We start from the raw sequence: 21,150 nt of genomic DNA on the forward strand, positions 1-21,150 counted from the left end.
GGAACCTCAGCGCCGCAGCCTCGTTGGTTCAGCAAGCCCCCACTGTCAGGGAGACCAACAGATGATGAAGACACTTGCATTCGCTGCGGCGCTCGCCGTACTGCCCGCCTCCGTTTTCGCCCAGAGCAGCGGGCCGGTCATTCCCGACCCGGCCGGCGGCACGACCCGCGATCCGGCGCTCGGCGTCGGGACGGTCGAGGTTCCGCTGAGGCGCGATCCTGCCGGCGGCACGATGATCGACGACTCGCCGCGCTTCCGGACCTATGTGATCGAGCAGCGCCTGCCGTCCTATAGCTATGGCCGCCCGGTCGTGGTGGGAACGATCCTGCCGGATGAGGGCATCGTCTATCGCGAGGTTCCGGCCGAATATGGCGCGCCGGGCTATCGCTACACCGTGGTGAACGAGCGCGCCGTCGTGGTCGAGCCGCGCACGCGCCGCATCATTCAGGTGATCGACTGACCCTCCGCGGAGTCGCGAAGCCTGACACCCCAGACTCCGCTGAACCGAGGCCCGCTCCGGCAAGGGGCGGGGCCGATCCATGAGCCCCTCCCGCGAGACGATCTCAAAGTCACGCAGAGAGGCTGAACAAAAATCGCAAGGCGCGGCGAACAAAGCCGCGCCCGATGCGTTGTGGCTGGGAACAGCCGGAGCCCAGTCGTGAGAAAATGCGTTCTCGTCGTCGAAGATGACACTTTCATTCGTATGGATACCGTCGATACCGTCGAGGATGCCGGCTTCGAAGCGATCGAGGCCGCAAATGCCGACGAGGCCATCAGCCAGATCGAAGCCAATCCGGCGATCGAGATCATGATCACCGATATCGAGATGCCCGGCTCGATGAATGGCGTCCGGCTTGCACATGCGGTCAGGGACCGCTGGCCGCCGGTCGAGATCATCGTGGTGTCCGGACAAGTGATGCCGGGTCGAGGCGCATTGCCCGAGCGCGCGCGCTTCATCGCTAAGCCATTCCGGCCAAGCCAGATCGAGGCAGCGTTGCGCGCTGCTGCGTAGATCACCGGACCGGGTTCGTATCCGGTCGGATGATGCGACGTCTGGGTTAGGGCCGGCTTTGCACCGAAAACCGCAATCCAGTTTTGAGGCCAACTTTCCAGGGGGCGGGATAGCCAACCGCATGGAGATGGAAGACGACAACGCGCACAGGCAGCGACCGCATATGTCGCGGCCACCGAAATCGTGTCGGGATGGAGACAACCGGGCGGCTCCGCTATGGCGGTCAGCCAGGTCTTGCTGGCTGATGAGAGCATAAATGAAACGAAGCCACCTGCCCGGGGCCTCCAGGCGAACTTTGGGCCTCGAGCCTGTCGTCGCGCTCGGCCTTGCCGGCGCGATCGCATTTTTCCTGATCAGCGGAATCGTAGCCTTTCTCAATCTGCAGGCCCTGCGCAACGGGAGCGAACGGGTCATTCAGACCCATCAGGTCATCGTCGCGCTCGAGCGATTGATGTCCCAGGCGCAAGACGCCGAAACAGGCCAGCGCGGCTTCCTCCTGACAGGCGATGAACGCTATCTCGCCCCCTACAATGCCGCCGTATCGGCGATTCCAGCCCAGCTCGACGAGATCTCGGAGCGAACCCGCGAAAATCCGTCACAGGGCCCGCGGATCGCTGCGCTGAGACGACAGGTCGGCAGCAAACTCGCAGAACTCAAGGAAACGATCGAGCTGCGGCGAGTCCAAGGGATCGACGCCGCGATGGCCGTCGTCAGCTCGGACCGCGGAAAACTGGCCATGGACGCCATCCGCTCGCAGATTGCCGCGATCTCCCAGGAAGAGGGAGAAACGCGCGCGAAGCGCCTCGTTGAAATGGCCGACGCCCAGAAGACCGCGCTGGTGAGCGGCCTCCTTTCAGGGCTGCTCGGGTTACTCCTGACGCTGACCATCGGCTTTCTGGTCCGCAGGGCAACGCTCGCCCGCAGGCAGGAGGAGTGGCTTCAATCAGGCCAGGTCGGCCTGGCCGCCGCCATGATGGGCGATCCGCAGGCCGAGCAGCTCGGAAACAGCATTCTCGCATTTCTGGCGCAGTATCTCGGCGCAGTCGCAGGAGCGCTCTTCGTCGTCGATCGCACGGTTTTCCGGCGCGCAGCGACCTATGGCATTCCCGAGGACGCCCCGATTGTCACGCAGTTCAAGCTGAGGGAAGGCTTGCTGGGCCAGGCGGCGAGCGAGAAGCGGCCCATGCTGATCGGCGAGGTTCCCGACGGCTACCTCGCCTTCGGCTCCGCCCTGGGACAGGACAAGCCGAAACATCTCGTCATCCTGCCCGCCACCGTCGACGGAACCGTCAATGCCGTGATCGAGCTTGGGTTCCTGCGCCCGGTCGACGACGGAGTCATGAAGCTGCTGCAGTTCGCCTCCAACGCGGTGGCGATCGCAGTCCGTTCGGCCAAGTATCGCGGCGAGCTCCAGGACCTGCTCGAGGAGACGCAGCGCCAATCGGAGGAATTGCAGACCCAGAGCGAGGAATTGCGCGTCTCGAACGAGGAACTGGAGGAGCAAGGCCGGGCGCTCAAGGAGTCGCAGATGCGGCTTGAGCAGCAGCAGGCCGAGCTCGAACAGACCAATTCGCAGCTGGAGGAGCAGACCCAGCAGCTGGAGACGCAGCGCGACGATCTGGAACAGGTCAATGCGGCCATGCAGGTCAAGGCGCGGGAGGTGGAGCAGGCGAGCCGCTACAAGTCGGACTTTCTTGCCAACATGTCGCACGAGCTGCGCACGCCGCTCAATTCATCGCTGATCCTGGCCAAGCTCCTGGCGGATAATCCCGACGAGAACCTGAGCGAGGAGCAGGTCAAATATGCCCAGACGATCCAGTCCTCCGGCAATGACCTGCTGAACCTGATCAACGACATCCTCGATCTTTCGAAGATCGAGGCCGGCCATGTGGAGATCAGGCCCGAAACCGTTTCCCTGGAGCGGTTGACCGGCAATCTTCGGCAGCTGTTTCAGCCCGTCGCCCAGGGCAAGACGCTGGATTTTCTGGTCGACGTGGCGGCGGACTGCCCCGCGAGCATCGAAACCGATCCGCAACGGCTGGAACAGGTTCTGAAAAATCTCCTGTCCAACGCCTTCAAGTTCACGGAACGCGGACAGGTCCGCGTCTCGATCCAGCGGGCCGGCGAAGGGCAGATCGCCCTCTCCGTATCGGACACCGGCATCGGCATCGCCGAGGAGCAGCAGCGCAGCGTCTTCGAAGCGTTTCATCAGGCCGATGGCACCATCAGCCGCAAATATGGGGGCACCGGCCTCGGCCTTTCGATCTCGCGACAGCTCGCCCACCTGCTCGGCGGCTCGATCACGCTCAAGAGCCGCGAAAGACAGGGAAGCACCTTCACCATCACCATTCCCGAAATCTATGACCCGGCGAAGGTCGGCCCCCGGGTGGCGCGCGAAACCATTCGCGCCGTGCCCACGCTCGTGAATGCGGAGGCGCCCCGGGCCGCGGTGCAGCCACGCAGGCACAAGGTGGAGGACGACCGCGACGCGCCATCCGATGCCAAGCGCGTCCTGCTCGTGATCGAGGACGACGATTCCTTCGCCGCCATCCTGCGCGATCTCACGCGCGAAATGGGATTCCGTTCGCTGGTCGCGGGAACCGCCGCGGAGGCCCTGGGGCTGGCCCGGGAGTTCATGCCGAGCGCAATCATCCTCGATGTCGGCCTGCCCGACCAGTCCGGCCTTTCCGTGCTGGACCGGCTCAAGAGCGACGTCCAGACCCGCCATATTCCGATTCACATCGTCTCGGCTGGAGATCACGCCGAAACCGCGCTCGCGCTGGGCGCGGTCGGATATGTGCTCAAGCCGGTCAAGCGCGAGCAGCTGGTCGAGGTTTTCGAGAAGCTAGAGAACAAGCTGTCCCCGCGGGTGCATCGCGTCCTCATCGTCGAGGACGACCTGGTGCAACGCGAGGCGGTCGCAAAGCTGCTGACCTCCCATGATGTCGAGACCGTGACCGCAGGGACCGCAGCCGAATGCCTCAAGCTCCTCAAGGAAGAGACATTCGATTGCATGGTGCTCGACCTGTCGCTGCCCGATGCGTCCGGCTATTCGCTGCTGGAGACGCTGAGCCAGGAGAGCGCCTACGCCTTTCCACCGGTCATCGTCTATACCGGCCGGGACCTCTCGGCGGATGACGAGCAGCGGCTCCGCCGCTACTCGAAATCGATCATCATCAAGGGTGCGAAATCGCCCGAGCGCCTGCTCGACGAGGTCAGCCTCTTCCTTCACCAGGTGGTCTCCCAACTGCCGGCCGAGCAGCAGAAGATGATCCGCAAGGCGCGAAGCAGGGATGCCCTGCTCGAGGGGCGGCGCATCCTTGTCGTCGAGGACGACGTGCGCAACGTCTATGCGCTGACCAACATCCTCGAACCCCGGGGGGCGATCGTCGAGATCGCCCGCAACGGCCGCGAGGCCCTGGAGGCGCTCGAACGATCCGAGAAGCAATCCGGCCCCAGGATCGAGCTCGTCCTCATGGACGTGATGATGCCGGTCATGGACGGGCTCACCGCCACGCGCGAGATCCGCAAGAACCCGGACCTGGTCAAGCTGCCGGTCATCGCGCTGACGGCAAAGGCCATGCCCGACGATCAGCAGCGCTGCATCGAGGCAGGGGCCAATGACTACATGGCCAAGCCCCTGGATGTCGAAAAGCTCCTGTCGCTCGTGCGGGTCTGGATGCCGCGATGAAGGAGGCGCTCGCATCCGAGGCGATCGAAGCGATTGAGATACGACTTCTCCTCGAGGCGCTATACTCGCGGTATCATTATGATTTCCGCAATTACGCGATGGCTTCGATCAAGCGCCGCCTCAAGCAGGCGCGGGACCAGCTCGGCTTCGCCAGTTTTTCGGCGTTGCAGGAGAGCCTGCTGCATGACGCGGCCGTTCTGCCGCGGCTTCTCGGATACCTGACGGTTCAGGTCAGCGAGATGTTCCGCGATCCGACCTATTTTCGCGCGATCCGGGAAAAGGTCGTGCCGCATCTGCGGACCTATCCCTCGCTCAAGGTCTGGATCGCCGGCTGCAGCGGCGGCGAGGAGCTCTATTCCCTGGTCATCCTGTTCCGGGAAGAAGGCCTGGAGGACCGCACGCTGTTCTATGCCACCGACATCAACCAGGAGGCGCTCCGTTCGGCCGAGGCTGGCGTCTTCGCCATGGAGCGGGTGCCGCTGTTCACTGAAAATCATCGCCAGTCCGGGGGAAAATCATCCCTGTCCGACTATTATCATGCCGCCTATGGCAGGGTTTCGTTCGACAAGAGTCTGCGCCGCAATGTCGTGTTTTCCGACCATAGCCTGGTGACGGACGCGGTCTTCGCCGAGATGCAGCTGATCTCGTGCCGTAACGTCCTGATCTATTTCGATCGCACCTTCCAGGACCGGGCGCTGGGCCTGTTCAAGGACTCGCTCGCACGAAAGGGCTTCCTCGGGCTCGGCGCCAAGGAGAGCCTGCGCTTCTCCGAGCATGCGGGGGCCTTCACGGATTTCGTACGCGAGGACAAGATCTATCAGAGGCGCGGCGAATGAGCGCGGACCGAGCCGAGGCCGTGGTGATCGGCGCCTCCGCAGGGGCGCTGGAGGCGCTGTCCGTGATCCTTCCCGCACTGCCTGCCGGATTTCGATTGCCGGTGATCGTGGTCGTCCATGTGCCGCCGAACCGGCGCAGCATGCTGGCCGAGCTGTTCGACGCCAAGTGCCGGATTCCTGTTCGCGAGGCCGAAGACAAGGAACCGATCGCGGCCGGCACGATCTATTTCGCCCCGCCCGACTACCATCTCCTGGTCGAGATGGATCGGTGCCTGTCGCTGTCCAGCGACGAACCCGTGCTGTTTTCGCGCCCCTCGATCGATGTCCTGTTCGAAAGCGCGGCCGATGCCTACGGCCCTGCCCTGATCGCCATCGTACTGACTGGCGCCAATCAGGATGGTGCGAACGGGATGCAGGCCATTGTCAAAGCGGGCGGCACCGCGCTCGTTCAAAACCCGACCGGCGCCTTTGCAGCTGCGATGCCCGAAGCGGCCATCGCAGCCTGCCCCAGCGCACACATCATGACACTCGACGCCATCGCGGCGCATTTACAGGAGATTTGAGTTCGATCATGGGTCCTGTCTCATTCCTGCTGGTCGACGACCTCGAGGACAACCTCGTCTCCCTGGAAGGCCTTTTGCGGCGCGAAGGCCTCGTGCTGCTGAAGGCGCGGTCGGGCGACGAGGCGCTTGAACTGCTGCTCGAGAACGACGTCGCGTTGGCACTCGTGGACGTCCAGATGCCGGGCCTGAATGGTTTCGAACTGGCCGAACTGATGCGCGGCAACGAGCGAACCCGACGCATCCCGATCATCTTCGTCACCGCCGGCACCGCCGATGGTCGCCGCCGCTTTCGCGGCTACGAGGCCGGCGCGGTCGATTTCATCCAAAAACCGATCGAGCCCGACATCCTGCGCAGCAAGGCCGAGGTCTTCTTCGAACTGTACCGGCAGCGGCAACAGATCGCGGTACAGCGAGACGAACTGGCGGCGCAGGCCAAGGCCCTAGAAGAGGCCGGGCATCGCAAGGACGCGTTCCTGCTCACCCTGACGCAGGATATCAGCCTGCATGAGCATGCGCGGGCGCAGCAGGACGTGCTTCTGCGCGAGGTCAATCACCGCATCAAGAATCTCTTCAGCCTGACGGCAGGACTGATCTCCCTCAGTGCGAGATCGTCCAGGAACGTCCAGGAACTCGCCGCCGATCTGACATCGCGACTGCAGGCGCTCGGTCGTGCCCACGACCTCACCCTGCCCGACCTGAGCCAGAATGGCGTCTGCGAAGCCGGGACGACGGTTCTCGCCCTGACGCGGGCGATCCTGGCGCCTCACGAGCACAGTCAGGACTCGCGCATCACGGTGACCGGTGCCGACGTGGAGCTCTCCGGTAATGTATTGTCGTCGCTGGCCCTATTGCTGCACGAGTTGACGACGAACGCCGCGAAATATGGCGCCCTGTCCACCCCTGGGGGGCGATTGACCATCGATATCAGCGCCACCGACGGCCTTCTCCATGTGAAATGGGACGAGTGCGGAGCCTCTCCCCAGGCCAGATCCGGGTTGCACGAGGGCTTCGGAGCAACGCTTGAAAAGGCACTGCTGAGGGGCATGAGCGGGGTGATTTCGCGAGAGTGGAAAGACGATGGGCTTTCCCTTTCCCTGCGAATTCCGCTGGCCAAGCTCGCGAGCTGAGGCCCCAGACGCCGAACCGATCGTCCGGGGCGCAGCGCGGATCGCTTTCAGATTGGCTCGGCCTGAAGCGTCTCGGACCAATGGCCCAGCCGATCCTTCAGAACACGATCCAGGCCGGAGACAAGTTTCTCGATATCCACCCGCTCGACGATCTCGAAGGTGAAGCTGTCGGCGCCGTGCTCCCGCCATGCCGCCTGGAGGGAGCGATGCGTGTTGGCTCCCTGGCGAAGCGTGAACGACAGGCGGTTCCAGATCGTGGCGAGATCTGGCGCGCTGCCCGCCCATTGCTGGCCGGTTGTCGCGCAGGCCACGACATAGATGCCGGGAACCGCCTTGCGCAGCTTATAGGCCGCGACGGCTGCTTTCCGCTCCTCAGATTTCACGACCCACTCTCCCCGTTGCGCCAGCTCTCCGGCTATCGCCTGGCCATCGGCACAATTTATATCCGGATTATATTTTCATCAAGATATTTATCCGGGTAATATAAACTCATCATCAGAGAGCCCGTCATCAGTGATTTTCTGTCCAAGTCCTGCACCGCCTTCCAGGGAACGAGCCGCATCGCCGCTGGCCCGCTGATCGATGTCGCGCTGGCCGTGAAGGCGGCGATGGAAGCCGATCCCGCTTCGGCCTTTCTCACCTTCGACGATGCGACCGGCGCCGTGGTCGACCTCAATCTGCGCGGCGAAACCGCGGAGATCGTGGCGCGCCTGGCTGAGCGCGCCGAGGCGGCGGATCGCGCCGCGCGAGCGGTCCCCCGGTCCGAGGCGAGCGACGGGACGCCGGCGCGGGGCCGCGGCCGGCCGAAACTCGGCGTCGTCGCCCGGGAGGTGACATTACTGCCCCCGGCACTGGGACTGGCTGGCGATGCAGCCCGGCGGCGCGTCGCAGGCCTTGCGCAGGCTTGTGGACGACGCGAGACGCGGCGATGGCGGCCGAAGCGAAGCCCGCGCCGCGCAGACGGCGACCTACAGCTTCATCGCGGCAATGGCCGGCGACCTTCCGGGTTTCGAGGAGGCGACGCGCGCCCTGTTCGCCGGGGGATCACGCGCGCTTTGCCGAGCAGAACCGGGCCTGGCCACCGGATATCCGCTCCTATGCGGAAAGCCTGATGAAGACCGGAACTGCGAGGCCGCAACAAGAGGCGCCTGGCGATGCAACCCCATCTTGAACCCAGCCAGGAGGCGGGGCGTGCCTGATCAGGCGATTTCGCGACTGGCTGTCGCGGCAGGGATATAGGGAGATGGCGTCGCTGAGGCTGGCGCGTGGGGATGAGGCAGTGGCGGGTATGTCGGAGGAGATCGAAATGGAGAGCCCGGTTTGCGAGATCACGGCGCTTTCAACCCGCGTCGTCTACCAGAACCGGTGGATGACCGTCAGGGAAGACAAGATCCAACGCAGCGACGGCTCCACGGGCATCTATGGCGTCGTCGAGAAGAGCGACTTCGCACTGGTCATCCCCGTCAATGCCGATGGCTCGCTCTGCCTTGTCGAACAGTACCGATACCCGGTGAAGGGCCGGTTCTGGGAGTTCCCGCAAGGCTCCTGGGAGGGCGTCGCCACGGCCGATCCTCTCGATCTGGCGCGCGGCGAACTCGAGGAGGAGACCGGCCTCCTGGCCAGGGAGATGCACTATGTCGGGCATCTCTTCGAGTGTTACGGCTATTCGACGCAAGGCTGCCATATCTTCATCGCGCGCGATCTGCAGGCGACGGAAACGAAGCTCGATCCCGAGGAGCAGGGGCTGATCAGCCAGGCCTTTGCCCTTGAAGCCGTCATCGCCATGGTGGGAGATGGCCGGATCAAGGACGCGATGAGCATCGCAGCCCTTGGCCTCTGCCGCCTGAAGGGGCTGCTCTGACCCCGGGGCGCCGAGGCGCCATCCGCCGGAGACGCAGCCTGCCGGGCCGCGGCTGCGAGCAGCCGAAGTCGCGACATGGCGCGGCGTCCTATCCGCCACGCTGCCGAGCATCGACCTCGGGATAGTATTGCGGGGCCTCGCGCCGGTCGAACATGCCGTAGTCGCGCACGACACGCACATGGCGCAGCCTCTGTGCTCCGAGCGAGGCCTTGTCCTCAAAGCGCTTCGCCGCCATCTCGTCGCGCCAGGACAGCAGCAGGATCAGGTCTCCCGGCGTCAGCACCGCGTCGAACACATCCCATGACAGCAGGCCATCGGCTTGCGGGAGCAGGCCGAGAGACGCCGCGCACTCGGCCGCGCCGGCCCCCTCGCCGCAATTCCCCGGCCTGGGGCCCGTCACCAGCGTAACGGTCGTCCCCTCGCCGACTTGCGTCTCGTCGAGGCGCTGCTGCCGAAGCGTCTGGCCTTCCGGGATCTGCGTGTCCCGCGTGATCTCGCCGACACGCAGGTGGTAGTCGAGGAAGATGCCGGACCGACCCTTCTCCTGCGCGAAGTGGTGGCGCATCGTCGTGCGCCAGCGCACCACTGCCTTCTCGTCACGCCAGCCCGAGAGCGAGAGCAGCCAGCCCTCGCGGGTCATGCTGCGATAGCGGATATTGTCGACGAACCCGTCCACCGCCTCCAGTTCGGGCCGCAGCGATCTGGCCACGCCGAGATAGGCATCCCATTGCTCCGGCGTAGGATGCACTTCGAAGATCACAGAGAACATCGGCTTCTCCTGGGACCCCGCTCCTGGGACCGCGCTCCTCGCATCACACGGCGGCGATGCAATCCATCTCGATATCGAAGCCGCCATTCCAGGCCGGGACGTTGATGAAGATGCGGGCTGGCGGATCCTTGGGGAAGAAGCGGCGATAGACCTCGTTGACCGCCGGGAACATCTCGACCGAGGTGACGTAGACATTGACCTTCAGGACGTCGTCGAGGGAGGAGCCCGCCGTCTCGACGCAGAGCTTCATCTGCTCCAGGACAAGCTCCGTCTGGCGCTCGATCCCGCCCGTATAGATCTCGCCTGTCTCCGGATCGAATGGCGGCGCGCCGGATACATAGATCGTATCGCCGTGCCTGGTGACCGTCGATGTCGGCGCCTTGTACCTTTCAAGATAGCTCGCGAGGGGCTCGACACGGATGATCTGTCTCTTCACGGCCGCCACTCCCGTTGCGCTATCCGATCGAAAGCGCCGCGGCGGGCATAGGAGGCGCCGGGCACCCCCTATCTCTACTCCCAGGCGACTGCGGCCGTCATTCAGCAGCGCTACGGCCGCGGCCGAAGCGTTGCGGCTTCCTCGCGCGTCGCATCGGAGTGGCATGCGACACAGAAGAAGGAGCGCATCTATTCGGCGCCGCCAATGGCAGTCTTCTCGCCCGGCTTCGGATCCGGTTTGTCGGCAGACCCCGTATCCCTGACCTCTGGATTGATCGAGACCTTGTTCAGGGACTCCTTGTCCGGCGCGCCCTGGATCGACTTCACTTTCTGTTGTTCTTCCGGCGACAGCTTGTTTCCGCGTCCATCACGCATGACGACCTCCTGTTGCTTCTCGCCGGAGAACCGCCGGGAGAGCTGGAGGTTCCTCGTAAACGGACTCCTCGCGGCAAAGAGATTGGCCGGTCGAGCGCGTCATCGGGCCGGCGTCACCTCCCAAACGACCCGATACTCATCCGACAGGGCTGGCGTCCGCCCACCGCTCACGAGATCATCGCGAGCGCTCGATCGTCCCGGCACCGCAAGGCCCGCTTCAATGCTGGATCATCGGCCCTCCCGAAAACCGCAATCCACTGCTCTGGCCGCTGCTCAGCGCGCCCAATAGGCCACCATCTTCTGGCGCTCGGCGCCCGATTGTTTCAGCTCCTCGGACTGGGCGCGCAATGTCCTGACGACGGTTTTCTCGGCCGCAGCCCAGAGATAGGTCCGTCCGTCGTCGAGCGGCTCCGAGGCCAGCAGGTCGGTGAGGCGGCTGCGATCCGTGTCACCATGGGGACAATGGAACCAGGTCGTTGTCGCCAGGGGATGGTCCGGCAAGGGCTGCTCGTGGGTTTCATCCGCCACCTCGATGAAGACCCGGCTCGCGACATGCTCCGGCGTCTGTTCGAGAATCCGCGCGACCGCCGGCAGGCCGGTGGCATCCGAGATCAGGATCTGCCGGTCCAGCGCGTCCGGCCGGGCATAGAGCCCGCGCGGATTGTTGATCACGATCCGCTCGCCGATCTCGGCATCGCGAGCCCAGTCGCTGGCCTTGCCGCCATCATGAACCACGAGGTCGATCTCGAGTTCGCAGCGCGCGCTATCGAAGCTCCGGACCGTATAGGTGGAATAGCGGACGCGCTGGCGCTCTTCCGGGAAGACCCAGCGCCCCTCGGCATCGATCGTCGGCAGGACGAGTTCGCCGGTGCCGGGATCGGGAAAGAACAGGCGGATATATTCGTCCGGGATCCCGGTCGAGCGAAAGCGCGTCAGGCCGCCGCCGGAAAAGGTCAGCCTGATCATGCCAGGCGTCAGGTAGCGGCGCGCGACCAGCGTCGCCTCGTGGAACGGATTTTCCGTCATGGACTCAACTCACCCCGGCGCATCGGACAACCAGCACCGGCGCCTCTTCCACGGAGCGACGCAGCTCGCAAGTGGCTTAGTCTTTGATTTATTTAGACTATCTCTAAACCAGCATGGTTATGGAGCCAGGGTCCGGCAGCCCTGCCGCTATGCCTGGCGGCGCCTGCGGACCCCGCATTGCCATGACCTATGCCGTCGCCGACAGTCGGGGAGCCACGACGCTCATGGCTTGGCTCCAGGCAAGATGGGCTTGATCTCGAGCCAATCGAAATGCGTCACGCTGTCGGCCTTTGTCCAAAGCGCAACGCGCCCCGGCGCACTGATCGAACCGTCGCGAACGTCGATCAGTTGCTTTCCATCGAACGAAACCTGGAAGCGGTTGCCCTCGGCATGCAGGGTCAGGGTGTGCCAGTTCGAAGACGAGACCTTGACCATTGCACCGCGCAACTCCTCGCGCCGGCCATTCAAGACCCGGTAGAAGCGCACATTGTGCTCCAGGGCGTTCGCACGGGCGACATAGTAGTTATCGGCATCGCGGAGCCGGACTGCGATGCCGGCCGCCCGATCGACCGCACCGGATACAGCCCGGAAACGGATCGCGACTTCGACATCCCCAAGGACAACGGGCATGTAGATGGCGAGTGGGAAACGATAGTCCGTCTTGTCCTGGCTGAGTTGCGCCAGAGCTCGGTCGCCCTCGGCGGAAGCATCCATCACGACCGCCCAAGTGCCGGTCGCTCCTCCCCCCGTCCGGGCCGATGTGAACTGCGCAGGCAAGGGTCCCGGCGGCAGGGATCCGAAAGTGATCGTTTCCGCCGAGCCTTGAGCCGATGCCATCGCGAGCGGAATGGCGAGTACCAGACTGCGATAGGACCTCATGGGAGGGCTCCTTCCCAATACCCCCCTTGCGCGCGCTATGCTGCCGTCGGCTTCATCGCCGGCGGCCAACTATGCGTTTCCGCCTTCCGACGCGAAGCCCAGGCATAGAGCGCGTCATAGATGACGAAGCCGTGCTTGAGCACTTCGTGGTCGTCGGGCGTCACGTCCCGTAATCCCATGGAGATCGCCAGCAACCCCGCGGATTGAGGGGTGAGATGGTGCCGATCGGTATCCGCGCCGCGCACGATCGCGGCTATCGTCACGATGGCCGGATCGCGATCGAGGCCGTGCTTAGAGACGAAGGTGTCGAAGCTGCACCCGTCGCCGACATGCGTGTATTCCACACCCGGCACATCATAGGGCGTTGCGCCCGTCTGGGCGGCCACGCTCTTCACTTGATCGGGAGCCACGAACAAGAATTCTGGCTCCTTGTCGATGAAGCGGGCGATCAGCCAGGGGCAGGCAATCCGGTCGATAACCGGGCGTTCGCGAGTGACCCATTTCATGACCTCATCTCCTTCTGGTTCAGCGTGAGAGCAACGGTGGGCGCGCCAATGGCGTGCCATGCGGCGATGCCACCGGAGAGAGTGCTGGCGTCGATGCCGCGCCGTCGCAGTTCGGCGACGGCGTCGCCACTGACCTGGAACCCGTAGACGCAATAGACGACCACCGGCTTGTCCTTCGGCAGCTCCTCGGCCCAGTCGGCAATCGCCTCTGGTGCCCGGATCAGAGCGCCCGGCACCATGTCGCTGCGCTTCGCCAGATCCTCGGCGAGGCAGACGTCGAGCACGACAAGATCGTCGCCGCGGGCGATGCGGCCCCGCAGATCTTCCGGAGCGACGGCATGAGCTTTGGTTGAGACCGGCCTCGCCCAGCCCGCCTGTTGGGCGACGATGCGCCCATGACGGGCAGCAACCCGCTCCCAATGGATGTTCTTCATGAATGCGTCGACATAGGCGCCGGCCCTCGCGCCGAAATCGAGGTGATAGGCGTGCTCGTACATGTCGAGCGCCAGGATGGGCACGCCGCCGGCAAGACAGTTCGTGTGGTCAGCCGCCCATTGGATCGTCAGCCGATCATGGCGTTCCGACCAGGTGAGCAGAGTCCAGCCCGAGCCGCCGGCCTGTGCCTTGGCGCAGGCCGTGAACTGGGCCCGCCACGCGCTGACGCTTCCGAAGTCGCGTTCCAGCGCAGCGGCAAGACCGCCGCCGGCATCGCCCGAACCTCCGAGTCCGTCGAAATAGATCTCGTGCAGGATCGCCGAGTTGGCGGCGACCAACTCCTCCCGCTTCAACCCATTGATGTCGAAGACCGGCGCTGCGCCCCAATCGAGCGCATCAAGCCGGCTCTCGATCGCATTCAGGCGGCGAACCGCGCCGCCGTAGTTGTTCTCATAGTGGCTCGCGAGCAGGCGCTCCGACAGGCCTTCGAGCCGGGGCGGTTTGAATGGCAGCGGCATGATGTGATGCGGCATGGCGTCCTCGTTCGGCAGCACGGCGCGTCCGTGAGAGGCCGAAGGCTACGCTTGAATGAAAATTGATACAACTGTTGCATTTAATAATTCCGATGATACGGTACGCTCATGAATGATGGGGAGTCTGGGGCAGAGCATTGCTGGTTGGCCTGATTCATCTGCCGGCGGCCGTTTCCCGAGGAAACCCGGCGTCAGCAGAAGGCATCGGAGCGGTCGCGGACAAGCTTGAAGCGTCCCCAGAGGACGTGTGCCCCGGAGGAAACGAGAGGGAAAATGGCGATGCCTGGAGTGGCAGTGGTCTGGCGCGGTGACCGCGAGGGGCGACGCGCGGCGACATCCCAGAACAACCGCTTTCATCGCGTGTTCGAGGAACTCGCCGCGATTGGCATTCACGCGGAACCGGCGGTCTTCGATGAGGAATTCGCGGACGAGGTCCGCGATCAACTCCTGAGGGTGGACGGCGTGCTCGTTTGGGTCGATCCGATCCATGACGGGAGGACACGCGCAGTGCTCGACCCGATACTGCGCGACGTCGCAACACGCGGCCCCTGGGTGAGTGCGCATCCCGACGTCATTCTCAAAATGGGTGTGAAGCAGGTCCTGCATCGCACGAAGCATCTCGGATGGGGCACCGACACCCATCTCTACGGATCCTACGCGGCGTTTCGCGAGGCATTCCCTGAGCAGCTGCGAACGGCCGGTCCGCGGGTGCTGAAGCAGAATCGCGGCAACGGGGGCCAGGGTGTGTGGAAGGTCGAACGGATCGATCCGCTTCCCGGTGCAGCGGCGGCGGTTCGGGTGTTGCATGCGCGACGCGGCAGCGTGCCGGAAGAGCTCCCGTTGGAGGACTTCATGGCGCGTTGCGAGGCGTATTTCGCGCCCGGTGGCTGCATCGTGGATCAGCCGTTCCAACCCCGGCTGCCGGACGGCATGATCCGTTGCTACATGGGTGGCGACAAGGTCGTGGGCTTCGGCCACCAGTTCATCAAGGCGCTGATCCCACCCCCGCCCGAAGGACCGGACTCAGAAGCGGCACAGCCAGGTCCCCGGATCATGCATCCCGCCTCGGCAGAGCCGTTTCAGACCCTGAGGATCAGGATGGAGGCTGACTGGACGCCGCAGATGATGGCGGTGCTCGGTATCGAGCCCGGTTCCTTGCCGATCATCTGGGATGCCGACTTCCTCTATGGACCGCGCACGGCGTCGGGAGAAGACAGCTATGTGCTCTGCGAGATCAATGTGAGCTCCGTCTTCGCCATCCCGGACCAGGCACCGGCTGAAATTGCCCGCCTCGTTGCTGCGCGATTATCGATCAGCTCCAACCCGAGCGTCCGGCAGAGCCCAGGAGCTGCGCTGACGGTGAATTCATGAGCGACGATGAAACCGGGACAGAGCAGCGCTGGCTGCTTCTGATCCATCAACTGCCGACCAAGCCAGCCTATTTTCGGGTGAAAATCTGGCGGCGGCTGCAAGGTATCGGTGCGGTCGCGGTCAAGAGCACAGTCTATGCGCTGCCGGCCAATGCCGAGACGCAGGAGGATTTCGAGTGGCTCTTGAAGGAGATCATCGACGGCGGCGGCGAAGCGATGGTGTGCGAGGCGCGCCTCATCGATGGCCTGTCGGACGCACAGGTCAGAGCCTTGTTCGATGCTGCGCGTGACAGCGACTACGCGGACATCGCCAAGGACGCCCGCGATCTCAGCGCTGGCCTCGACGCCGAAGCGAGTGCGGAGAAGCGCGCGGACGCTCGCACGCAGCTCGGTCGCATGCGCAAGCGCCTCGCCGAACTCGTATCGATCGACTTCTTCGGTGCCACCGGCCGCCTTGCCGTCGAAGGATTGCTCGCCGAGCTCGAAGCCCGGGTCACGGAGGAGAAGGTCATGAGCAAGCACCCACCAAAGGGGGCAGACCCCATTGCCGAGCTCAAGGGGCGAACCTGGGTGACGCGCCGCGACGTGTATGTCGATCGCATCGCCTGCAGTTGGCTGATCCGTCGCTTCATCGACCCCGATGCCGTCATCCGCTTCGTGGCGGGCAAGGGCTATGTCCCAAAACCGGGCGAGCTGCGCTTTGACATGTTCGAAGGCGAGATCACTCATGAGGGCGATCGCTGCAGCTTCGAAGTGCTGCTGACCCGTGCCGGCATAGCCGATCCGGCACTGCAGGCCATCGCCGAGATCGTCCACGATATCGATCTCAAGGACAGCAAGTTCGGCCGCGAGGAAACGACAGGCATATCCAGCCTGATCGCCGGCGTCGCCATGGCGAACGCGGGCGATGAGGAGCGGATCGCGCAGGGCGCTGCCGTCTTCGACAACCTCTACCAGTATTTCCGCTCCAAACGCGGATGATCGGAAGGACCGGGCCATGGCCAATCTGGACAGCTATGTCGCGACGCCGGCCTCGAAGAGCGACAGGCCGGATCATGGCATTTCCTTCGGGGAAGCGGTGCGGGTCTGGGTGCGTGTGGCCGCCTTGAGTTTTGGCGGCCCGGCCGGGCAGATCGCGGTGATGCACCGGATCCTTGTCGAGGAGAAGCGCTGGATCGGCGAGACCCGGTTCCTGCATGCGCTCAACTATTGCACGCTGCTGCCCGGCCCCGAGGCGCAGCAATTGGCGATCTATATCGGCTGGCTCCTGCACAAGACCAAGGGCGGGCTGGTCGCCGGAATCCTGTTCGTGTTGCCGGGTGCGATCGCCATCATGGCGCTGAGCTGGATCTACGCGATCTTCGGCAATGTCGGAGCGGTCCAGGCGCTTTTCTTCGGCCTGAAGGCGGCGGTCCTCGCCATCGTGCTCGAGGCGGTCTCCCGGATCGGGCGACGCGCGCTCAAGAACAACGTCCTGATCGGGCTCGCCGCCGCGGCCTTTGTCGCGCTCTTCTTCTTTCAAGCGCCGTTTCCACTGGTCATTCTGGCCGCAGGGCTGATTGGCTATATCGGCGGACGCGCAGGCTTCATAGCGTTCCTGACGGGCAACGGGCACGGCAAGCTCGGCGGCACGCAGGTCGCGGATGCCGATACGGCGCTCGGCGACGAGGTTCCGGCTCACGCTCGCCCGCCACTCAGCTGGTCGCTGAAGGTCGCCGGGGTTGGTCTGCTTCTGTGGATTCTGCCGGTTCTCGGACTGCTGGCCCTATTGGGGCCAGGCAATGTCTTCGCTGACATTGCGGTCTTCTTTTCCAAGATGGCGATGGTGACATTCGGCGGCGCCTACGCAGTGCTCGCCTATGTCGCGCAGCAGGCAGTCGAGCACTTTGGCTGGCTGAAGCCAGGCGAAATGTTGGACGGGCTCGGCATGGCCGAGACGACACCCGGTCCGCTGATCATGGTCACCCAGTTTGTGGGCTTCATGGGGGCCTATCGGGCACCGGGTTCGCTTCATCCCCTCCTTGCCGGCACGCTCGGGGGCCTGCTCACCACCTGGGTGACCTTCGTCCCCTGCTTTCTCTGGATCTTCCTCGGCGCGCCCTTCATGGAGACGATGCGCAGCAACAAAGCCCTGTCCGCCGCCTTGTCGGCGATCACCGCGGCTGTCGTGGGCGTCATTCTCAATCTCGCGATCTGGTTTGCGCTCCACGTGCTGTTTTCAGAGCTGCGCGAGGTTCATGGGCTTGGCGTGACACTCGACGTGCCTGTGCTCAGCTCCGTCAACATCCCGTCTCTGATTCTGACAATTGGCGCGCTGTTGGCGGTGTTTCGCTTCAAGGTCGGCATGATCGGGGTGCTGGCGGCATGCTCCGTCCTTGGGGTCCTCTTTGGATTCGTCACGGGATCGATCTAGCGGGCGGCCACGCACCTGTTCGCGGCCGACGCGGTCCTGGCGTTTGGAGCCTAGGCTGCAGGCGGCCGGCAGCTCACGCGCCACCGGAGATCTTGAAGCGCATGAGAAGATGGGCCCTCCCCCTGTTCGCACTGGCAGCCGCCGGACAGATCTCGACGACATGGGCGCAGCATCGCCCCGAGCTGAAAGGCTTCAGGCGCATTCACGGCACAGCGATCGAGCGCTTGATGTCGGGGAAGGAATTCAGTGACGGCGTGCACTGGCGTTACAGCTTCCAGCCCGGCGGCAACCTCACGGAATACGCGATGAGCCGCCGGCAGGATCTCCGCTGGTTCGTCAAGGGCGACGCGCTCTGCTGGCAATCAGCGCGGGGCGAGGACTGCTTCGAAGCCTGGACATCGAGCACAACATTGCAGCTTCAACCGCAAGGGCTGGGTGTGCCCTATGAGGGCAGGCTGTCGCGGCAAACGCGATAGGTCCGCTACTGGGATGAGGTTCCCCTGCCCCCGGCTCAGAAGCGCTTGCTCGACAGGACGTCGAAGGTCTTGCCGATCGTCGCCAGGGCCTTGTCGTAATCGGCGAGCGACACACAGGCGATCAGCGCGTCGATGATGGCAAGCTGTGCGATCCGGCTCGTCATCGCCTCGGTGCGGAACTGCGTTTCGCGCGCCATCGTGTGCAGCACGATATCGGCATGGGCGAGCAGCGGCGACTTGCCGAAATTGGTGATGCAGATCGTCGTCGCGCCGGCTTCCTTGGCAAGTTTCGTGGCTGCAACCGTCTCGAGCGTGCTGCCGGAATGGGAGATGGTGATCACCGCCACGTCAGGCCCGGTCAACGAGGCGCTGATGGCCTGGACATGGGAATCGACCACGACCTTCGCCTCGATGCCGATGCGCAGCAGGCGGTAATTGGCATCCTCGGCGATCGGGGCCGCGCTGCCGATGCCGTAGAGCTCGACGCGGCGCGCCTTCAGGATCGCGGCGACCGCGGCCTCCATCGCCGTGGTGTCGAGCACCTTCATGGTGTCGTGCAGGGCCTGGAGATCGCTGCGGAAGATCTTTTCGATCACCGCACCGGTGTCGTCGGAACGGGCCAGATCCTCGTGGATGAACTGAACCGGTTGCACCAGATCGCGCGCCAGCGCGATCTTGACCTGCTGGAAGCCCCGCGCGCCGAGCTGCTGGCAGAGCGAGATGACGCTGCCTTCGCTCGCGCCGGTGCGCTCGGCCACTTCGGTGACCGACATATGCACCACCTCGGCGGCATGGGTCATGAAGAAATCGGCGATGCGGGCAGCTTTGGGCGGCAGGTTGGCGCGCAGCGCCTGCAGGCGTTCGAGCGCCCCCTCGAGACCGGGCGTGCCGGTGCCCTTGCGCCTTTCGGTGCCTGGTTCGCCGGGGGCGGCCTCGGCCGATCCGGGATTGCGATTCGACGCCGTCATGCCGGGAAGGCCAGCATGTCGGCCGAGACACGACAAGGCGCATTCGCCGCGATGGCGGGGAAGACCCCGTCGCGAAGCTCGAAATAGCGCAGGCCGAGGCGCCGTGCGCCCTCACCATCGGTCGCCGGGTTGTCGCCAACCATCAGCACCGCATTCCTGGACAGCCCGAGCAGCGCCAGGCCGGCCTCGAACAAGGCGGGTTCCGGCTTGCCGATGATGCGGTACGGCACGGGGCCAGTGCAGGCGAGCAGCGCCGCCAGCAATGCACCGGTCTCCGGCACCACCGCGCCATCCGGGCCGGGATGGACGAGATCGGGATTGGCAGCGACGAGCTCGGCGCCGCCGCGTACCGCATTGGCTGCAAGCATCAGGCGTTCATAGGAAAAATGCCGGTCGCGTCCGAGAAAGACGATGTCCGGCCGCTCCTGCACCGGGACAAGGCCGCGGTCGCGGGCATGGATCATCAGGCTCTTGCTGGCCATCATGGAGATGCGGGCCCGGGGCTGCCGGCGCGCGATTTCGTCAAGCGCGGTCGAGCCGGCGAGAACGATCCGGCGCGGCGCGATGGTCAGGCCGAGACGCTTCAGGGCACGCGACAATTCGAGCGGCGTATGCTCGGCATCGTTGGAGACGATGACGAAACGGCCGTCCAGGCTTTCGAGAAAGGCATTTGCGCCGGGAAGCATCTGCCGGCCGCGCACCAGGGTGCCGTCGAGATCGACGAGACACCCCTGAATGCCGTGAAACGACCCCATCGCGCGAATCCAAACCCTGTCAGCAAGTGAGGCTCGTCCATGAACTGAGATAAACTCAGTGTCAAATTCAATATCGAATGAGATTATTTCATCATCCTGTCATGAAGCACAGCCTAGAACGAGCCCGTCGCAGCACGGGCCACGACTGAGCCGGCATGCAGGGCGACGTCCGGCGGCTCCAGGGGGGAAGACATGCTTGAATTCCTCGCAGGCCGGCTGCTGCGCATGGGCATCACGCTTTGGGTGATCACCTCGGTCGTCTTCCTCGCCACGCGCCTGACGGGCAACCCGATCGACTTCCTGATGCCGGAAGGGCTGGATGCCGCCTCGCGCCGCGAGATGATTGCCTATTGGGGGCTCGATCGTTCCGTCGCCGAGCAGTACTGGCTGTTCTGGCGCTCGCTTCTTTCAGGCGATTTCGGCCTCGGACTGATGGAGCGCCGGCCGGTCGCGACGATCTTCACCGAACGGCTCTGGCAGAGCGCCTCGCTCCTGGTCGCGACCCTGGCGCTGACGATCTGCATCGGCGTGCCGGCCGGTATCCTGGCTGCCGTCTGGCGCGGCCAGGGGCGCGGCAGCGCCGTGCTCTTCACGGCCTTTTTCGGCTACGCCATCCCGAATTTCGTGCTCGCCATCCTGCTGCTGCTGGTCTTCTCCTACACGCTGCACTGGCTGCCCAGCGCCGGCTCGGCCACACTCGCGCATTACGTCATGCCGACGGTCGCGCTCTCGGCCTATTTCGTCGCGGCGCTGGTCCGCTACACCCGCAACGCCATGCTCGACGTCCTCTCGCAGGACTATATGCGCACGGCCCGGGCCAAGGGGCTCGCCGAGAGCAGCATCATTCTCCATCACGGCCTGCGCAACGCGTTGATCCCGGTCATCACGGTGCTCGGCCTGCAGATCACCACGCTCGTCTCGGGAGCGGTGGTGGTCGAGACCGTCTTCGCCTGGAACGGCGTCGGCGACCTGCTGGTCGGCGCGACGCTGCGCCGCGACTATCCCGTCCTGCAATTCGGCGTCCTCGTCGTCGCCTCCGCCGTCATCGTCGTCAACCTGCTGGTCGATCTCGCCTATGCGCTGGTCGATCCGCGCGTGCGCCTGGCTGGAGCCTGAGCGG

At 64.5% G+C, this 21,150-nt stretch carries 22 protein-coding genes and 1 pseudogene; 13 read left to right on the forward strand and 10 right to left on the reverse strand.

Annotation, left to right across the window (positions count from 1 at the left end):
- Positions 1 to 61: 61 nt before the first annotated feature.
- The 6 genes from AC1DW9_RS05155 to AC1DW9_RS05180 all read left to right on the forward strand — a co-directional run bounded on the left by AC1DW9_RS05155 (position 62) and on the right by AC1DW9_RS05180 (position 7,229).
- Entirely contained in the window at positions 62 to 460 is a 399-nt protein-coding gene (locus AC1DW9_RS05155) for a DUF1236 domain-containing protein (RefSeq protein WP_441506718.1), read from the forward strand.
- A gap of 198 nt (positions 461 to 658) precedes the next feature.
- Positions 659 to 1,012, forward strand: a complete 354-nt coding sequence (locus AC1DW9_RS05160; protein WP_441506717.1) for a response regulator — start codon at positions 659 to 661, stop codon at positions 1,010 to 1,012.
- A 256-nt stretch (positions 1,013 to 1,268) separates the two neighbouring features.
- Positions 1,269 to 4,703, forward strand: a complete 3,435-nt coding sequence (locus AC1DW9_RS05165; protein WP_476776166.1) for a response regulator — start codon at positions 1,269 to 1,271, stop codon at positions 4,701 to 4,703.
- Entirely contained in the window at positions 4,700 to 5,539 is an 840-nt protein-coding gene (locus AC1DW9_RS05170; protein ID WP_441506715.1) for a CheR family methyltransferase, read from the forward strand. The genes AC1DW9_RS05165 and AC1DW9_RS05170 overlap by 4 nt, the downstream gene beginning before the upstream one ends.
- The gene (locus AC1DW9_RS05175; RefSeq protein ID WP_441506714.1) at positions 5,536 to 6,102 is read left to right on the forward strand and encodes a chemotaxis protein CheB; all 567 of its coding nucleotides are present in this window, start codon (positions 5,536 to 5,538) and stop codon (positions 6,100 to 6,102) included. The genes AC1DW9_RS05170 and AC1DW9_RS05175 overlap by 4 nt, the downstream gene beginning before the upstream one ends.
- An 8-nt stretch (positions 6,103 to 6,110) precedes the next feature.
- Positions 6,111 to 7,229: a response regulator gene (locus AC1DW9_RS05180; RefSeq protein ID WP_441506713.1), complete on the forward strand. Its 1,119-nt coding sequence runs from the start codon at positions 6,111 to 6,113 to the stop codon at positions 7,227 to 7,229.
- Between the two features lie 47 nt (positions 7,230 to 7,276).
- On the opposite strand, the gene AC1DW9_RS05185 is transcribed toward AC1DW9_RS05180, so the two are convergent.
- The gene (locus AC1DW9_RS05185; protein ID WP_441506712.1) at positions 7,277 to 7,612 is read right to left on the reverse strand and encodes a GIY-YIG nuclease family protein; all 336 of its coding nucleotides are present in this window, start codon (positions 7,610 to 7,612) and stop codon (positions 7,277 to 7,279) included.
- A gap of 126 nt (positions 7,613 to 7,738) precedes the next feature.
- Here AC1DW9_RS05185 and AC1DW9_RS05190 point away from each other — a divergent pair.
- Both AC1DW9_RS05190 and AC1DW9_RS05195 read left to right on the forward strand, forming a co-directional pair.
- Positions 7,739 to 8,400: pseudogene (locus tag AC1DW9_RS05190) on the forward strand (DUF2239 family protein).
- Positions 8,401 to 8,472: 72 nt separating this feature from the next.
- On the forward strand, positions 8,473 to 9,090 hold the full coding sequence (locus AC1DW9_RS05195; protein ID WP_441506711.1) for an NUDIX domain-containing protein: 618 nt from the start codon (positions 8,473 to 8,475) through the stop codon (positions 9,088 to 9,090).
- Between the two features lie 88 nt (positions 9,091 to 9,178).
- Here the strand turns inward: AC1DW9_RS05195 and AC1DW9_RS05200 are convergent, their stop codons facing one another.
- The 7 genes from AC1DW9_RS05200 to AC1DW9_RS05230 form a co-directional block, all read right to left on the reverse strand.
- Entirely contained in the window at positions 9,179 to 9,859 is a 681-nt protein-coding gene (locus AC1DW9_RS05200) for an antibiotic biosynthesis monooxygenase family protein (RefSeq protein WP_441506710.1), read from the reverse strand.
- A 43-nt stretch (positions 9,860 to 9,902) separates the two neighbouring features.
- Positions 9,903 to 10,295 (reverse strand): RidA family protein, encoded by a 393-nt coding sequence (locus tag AC1DW9_RS05205; protein WP_441506709.1) that lies wholly within the window; start codon positions 10,293 to 10,295, stop codon positions 9,903 to 9,905.
- Positions 10,296 to 10,483: 188 nt separating this feature from the next.
- Positions 10,484 to 10,669, reverse strand: a complete 186-nt coding sequence (locus tag AC1DW9_RS05210; protein ID WP_162767949.1) for a hypothetical protein — start codon at positions 10,667 to 10,669, stop codon at positions 10,484 to 10,486.
- 273 nt (positions 10,670 to 10,942) lie between these two features.
- Complete coding sequence (locus AC1DW9_RS05215; RefSeq protein ID WP_441506708.1) at positions 10,943 to 11,695, reverse strand: siderophore-interacting protein; 753 nt, start codon at positions 11,693 to 11,695, stop codon at positions 10,943 to 10,945.
- Between the two features lie 222 nt (positions 11,696 to 11,917).
- Positions 11,918 to 12,574, reverse strand: a complete 657-nt coding sequence (locus tag AC1DW9_RS05220) for a hypothetical protein (RefSeq protein ID WP_441506707.1) — start codon at positions 12,572 to 12,574, stop codon at positions 11,918 to 11,920.
- A 35-nt stretch (positions 12,575 to 12,609) separates the two neighbouring features.
- Positions 12,610 to 13,080 (reverse strand): chromate resistance protein ChrB domain-containing protein, encoded by a 471-nt coding sequence (locus AC1DW9_RS05225; protein ID WP_441506706.1) that lies wholly within the window; start codon positions 13,078 to 13,080, stop codon positions 12,610 to 12,612.
- Complete coding sequence (locus AC1DW9_RS05230) at positions 13,077 to 14,048, reverse strand: Fe-Mn family superoxide dismutase (protein ID WP_441506705.1); 972 nt, start codon at positions 14,046 to 14,048, stop codon at positions 13,077 to 13,079. The genes AC1DW9_RS05225 and AC1DW9_RS05230 overlap by 4 nt, the downstream gene beginning before the upstream one ends.
- Before the next feature lie 279 nt (positions 14,049 to 14,327).
- On the opposite strand from AC1DW9_RS05230, the gene AC1DW9_RS05235 reads away from it, so the two are divergent.
- From AC1DW9_RS05235 to AC1DW9_RS05250, 4 genes are all read left to right on the forward strand, one after another.
- Positions 14,328 to 15,419 (forward strand): Cj0069 family protein, encoded by a 1,092-nt coding sequence (locus AC1DW9_RS05235; protein WP_476776167.1) that lies wholly within the window; start codon positions 14,328 to 14,330, stop codon positions 15,417 to 15,419.
- On the forward strand, positions 15,416 to 16,399 hold the full coding sequence (locus tag AC1DW9_RS05240; RefSeq protein ID WP_441506703.1) for a chromate resistance protein ChrB domain-containing protein: 984 nt from the start codon (positions 15,416 to 15,418) through the stop codon (positions 16,397 to 16,399). Before AC1DW9_RS05235 ends, AC1DW9_RS05240 begins: the two co-directional genes overlap by 4 nt.
- 16 nt (positions 16,400 to 16,415) lie before the next feature.
- Positions 16,416 to 17,831: a chromate efflux transporter gene (gene chrA, locus AC1DW9_RS05245; RefSeq protein WP_441506702.1), complete on the forward strand. Its 1,416-nt coding sequence runs from the start codon at positions 16,416 to 16,418 to the stop codon at positions 17,829 to 17,831.
- Between the two features lie 101 nt (positions 17,832 to 17,932).
- On the forward strand, positions 17,933 to 18,307 hold the full coding sequence (locus tag AC1DW9_RS05250; protein ID WP_441506701.1) for a hypothetical protein: 375 nt from the start codon (positions 17,933 to 17,935) through the stop codon (positions 18,305 to 18,307).
- A 35-nt stretch (positions 18,308 to 18,342) separates the two neighbouring features.
- Here the strand turns inward: AC1DW9_RS05250 and AC1DW9_RS05255 are convergent, their stop codons facing one another.
- Positions 18,343 to 19,275, reverse strand: coding sequence for a MurR/RpiR family transcriptional regulator (locus AC1DW9_RS05255; protein WP_441506700.1), 933 nt, complete (start codon positions 19,273 to 19,275; stop codon positions 18,343 to 18,345).
- A complete protein-coding gene (locus tag AC1DW9_RS05260) occupies positions 19,272 to 20,030 on the reverse strand; it encodes an HAD-IIA family hydrolase (RefSeq protein WP_441506699.1) in 759 nt (252 codons plus the stop codon). Before AC1DW9_RS05260 ends, AC1DW9_RS05255 begins: the two co-directional genes overlap by 4 nt.
- Before the next feature lie 192 nt (positions 20,031 to 20,222).
- On the opposite strand from AC1DW9_RS05260, the gene AC1DW9_RS05265 reads away from it, so the two are divergent.
- Positions 20,223 to 21,146: an ABC transporter permease gene (locus AC1DW9_RS05265; RefSeq protein WP_441506698.1), complete on the forward strand. Its 924-nt coding sequence runs from the start codon at positions 20,223 to 20,225 to the stop codon at positions 21,144 to 21,146.
- The last annotated feature ends 4 nt before the right edge of the window (positions 21,147 to 21,150 follow it).

The organism is Allobosea sp. P4_E12, from assembly GCF_056401655.1.

Bases quoted from the DNA above. Each gene is read 5' to 3' on its own strand.
- AC1DW9_RS05220 (WP_441506707.1), bottom strand. From the start codon at position 12,574: ATGAGGTCCTATCGCAGTCTGGTACTCGCCATTCCGCTCGCGATGGCA.
- AC1DW9_RS05170 (WP_441506715.1), top strand. From the start codon at position 4,700: ATGAAGGAGGCGCTCGCATCCGAGGCGATCGAAGCGATTGAGATACGA.
- chrA (WP_441506702.1), top strand. From the start codon at position 16,416: ATGGCCAATCTGGACAGCTATGTCGCGACGCCGGCCTCGAAGAGCGAC.
- AC1DW9_RS05240 (WP_441506703.1), top strand. From the start codon at position 15,416: ATGAGCGACGATGAAACCGGGACAGAGCAGCGCTGGCTGCTTCTGATC.
- AC1DW9_RS05210 (WP_162767949.1), bottom strand. From the start codon at position 10,669: ATGCGTGATGGACGCGGAAACAAGCTGTCGCCGGAAGAACAACAGAAA.
- AC1DW9_RS05255 (WP_441506700.1), bottom strand. From the start codon at position 19,275: ATGACGGCGTCGAATCGCAATCCCGGATCGGCCGAGGCCGCCCCCGGC.
- AC1DW9_RS05235 (WP_476776167.1), top strand. From the start codon at position 14,328: ATGCCTGGAGTGGCAGTGGTCTGGCGCGGTGACCGCGAGGGGCGACGC.
- AC1DW9_RS05230 (WP_441506705.1), bottom strand. From the start codon at position 14,048: ATGCCGCATCACATCATGCCGCTGCCATTCAAACCGCCCCGGCTCGAA.
- AC1DW9_RS05265 (WP_441506698.1), top strand. From the start codon at position 20,223: ATGCTTGAATTCCTCGCAGGCCGGCTGCTGCGCATGGGCATCACGCTT.
- AC1DW9_RS05155 (WP_441506718.1), top strand. From the start codon at position 62: ATGATGAAGACACTTGCATTCGCTGCGGCGCTCGCCGTACTGCCCGCC.
- AC1DW9_RS05180 (WP_441506713.1), top strand. From the start codon at position 6,111: ATGGGTCCTGTCTCATTCCTGCTGGTCGACGACCTCGAGGACAACCTC.
- AC1DW9_RS05195 (WP_441506711.1), top strand. From the start codon at position 8,473: ATGGCGTCGCTGAGGCTGGCGCGTGGGGATGAGGCAGTGGCGGGTATG.
- AC1DW9_RS05200 (WP_441506710.1), bottom strand. From the start codon at position 9,859: ATGTTCTCTGTGATCTTCGAAGTGCATCCTACGCCGGAGCAATGGGAT.
- AC1DW9_RS05225 (WP_441506706.1), bottom strand. From the start codon at position 13,080: ATGAAATGGGTCACTCGCGAACGCCCGGTTATCGACCGGATTGCCTGC.
- AC1DW9_RS05165 (WP_476776166.1), top strand. From the start codon at position 1,269: ATGAAACGAAGCCACCTGCCCGGGGCCTCCAGGCGAACTTTGGGCCTC.
- AC1DW9_RS05175 (WP_441506714.1), top strand. From the start codon at position 5,536: ATGAGCGCGGACCGAGCCGAGGCCGTGGTGATCGGCGCCTCCGCAGGG.
- AC1DW9_RS05250 (WP_441506701.1), top strand. From the start codon at position 17,933: ATGAGAAGATGGGCCCTCCCCCTGTTCGCACTGGCAGCCGCCGGACAG.
- AC1DW9_RS05260 (WP_441506699.1), bottom strand. From the start codon at position 20,030: ATGGGGTCGTTTCACGGCATTCAGGGGTGTCTCGTCGATCTCGACGGC.
- AC1DW9_RS05215 (WP_441506708.1), bottom strand. From the start codon at position 11,695: ATGACGGAAAATCCGTTCCACGAGGCGACGCTGGTCGCGCGCCGCTAC.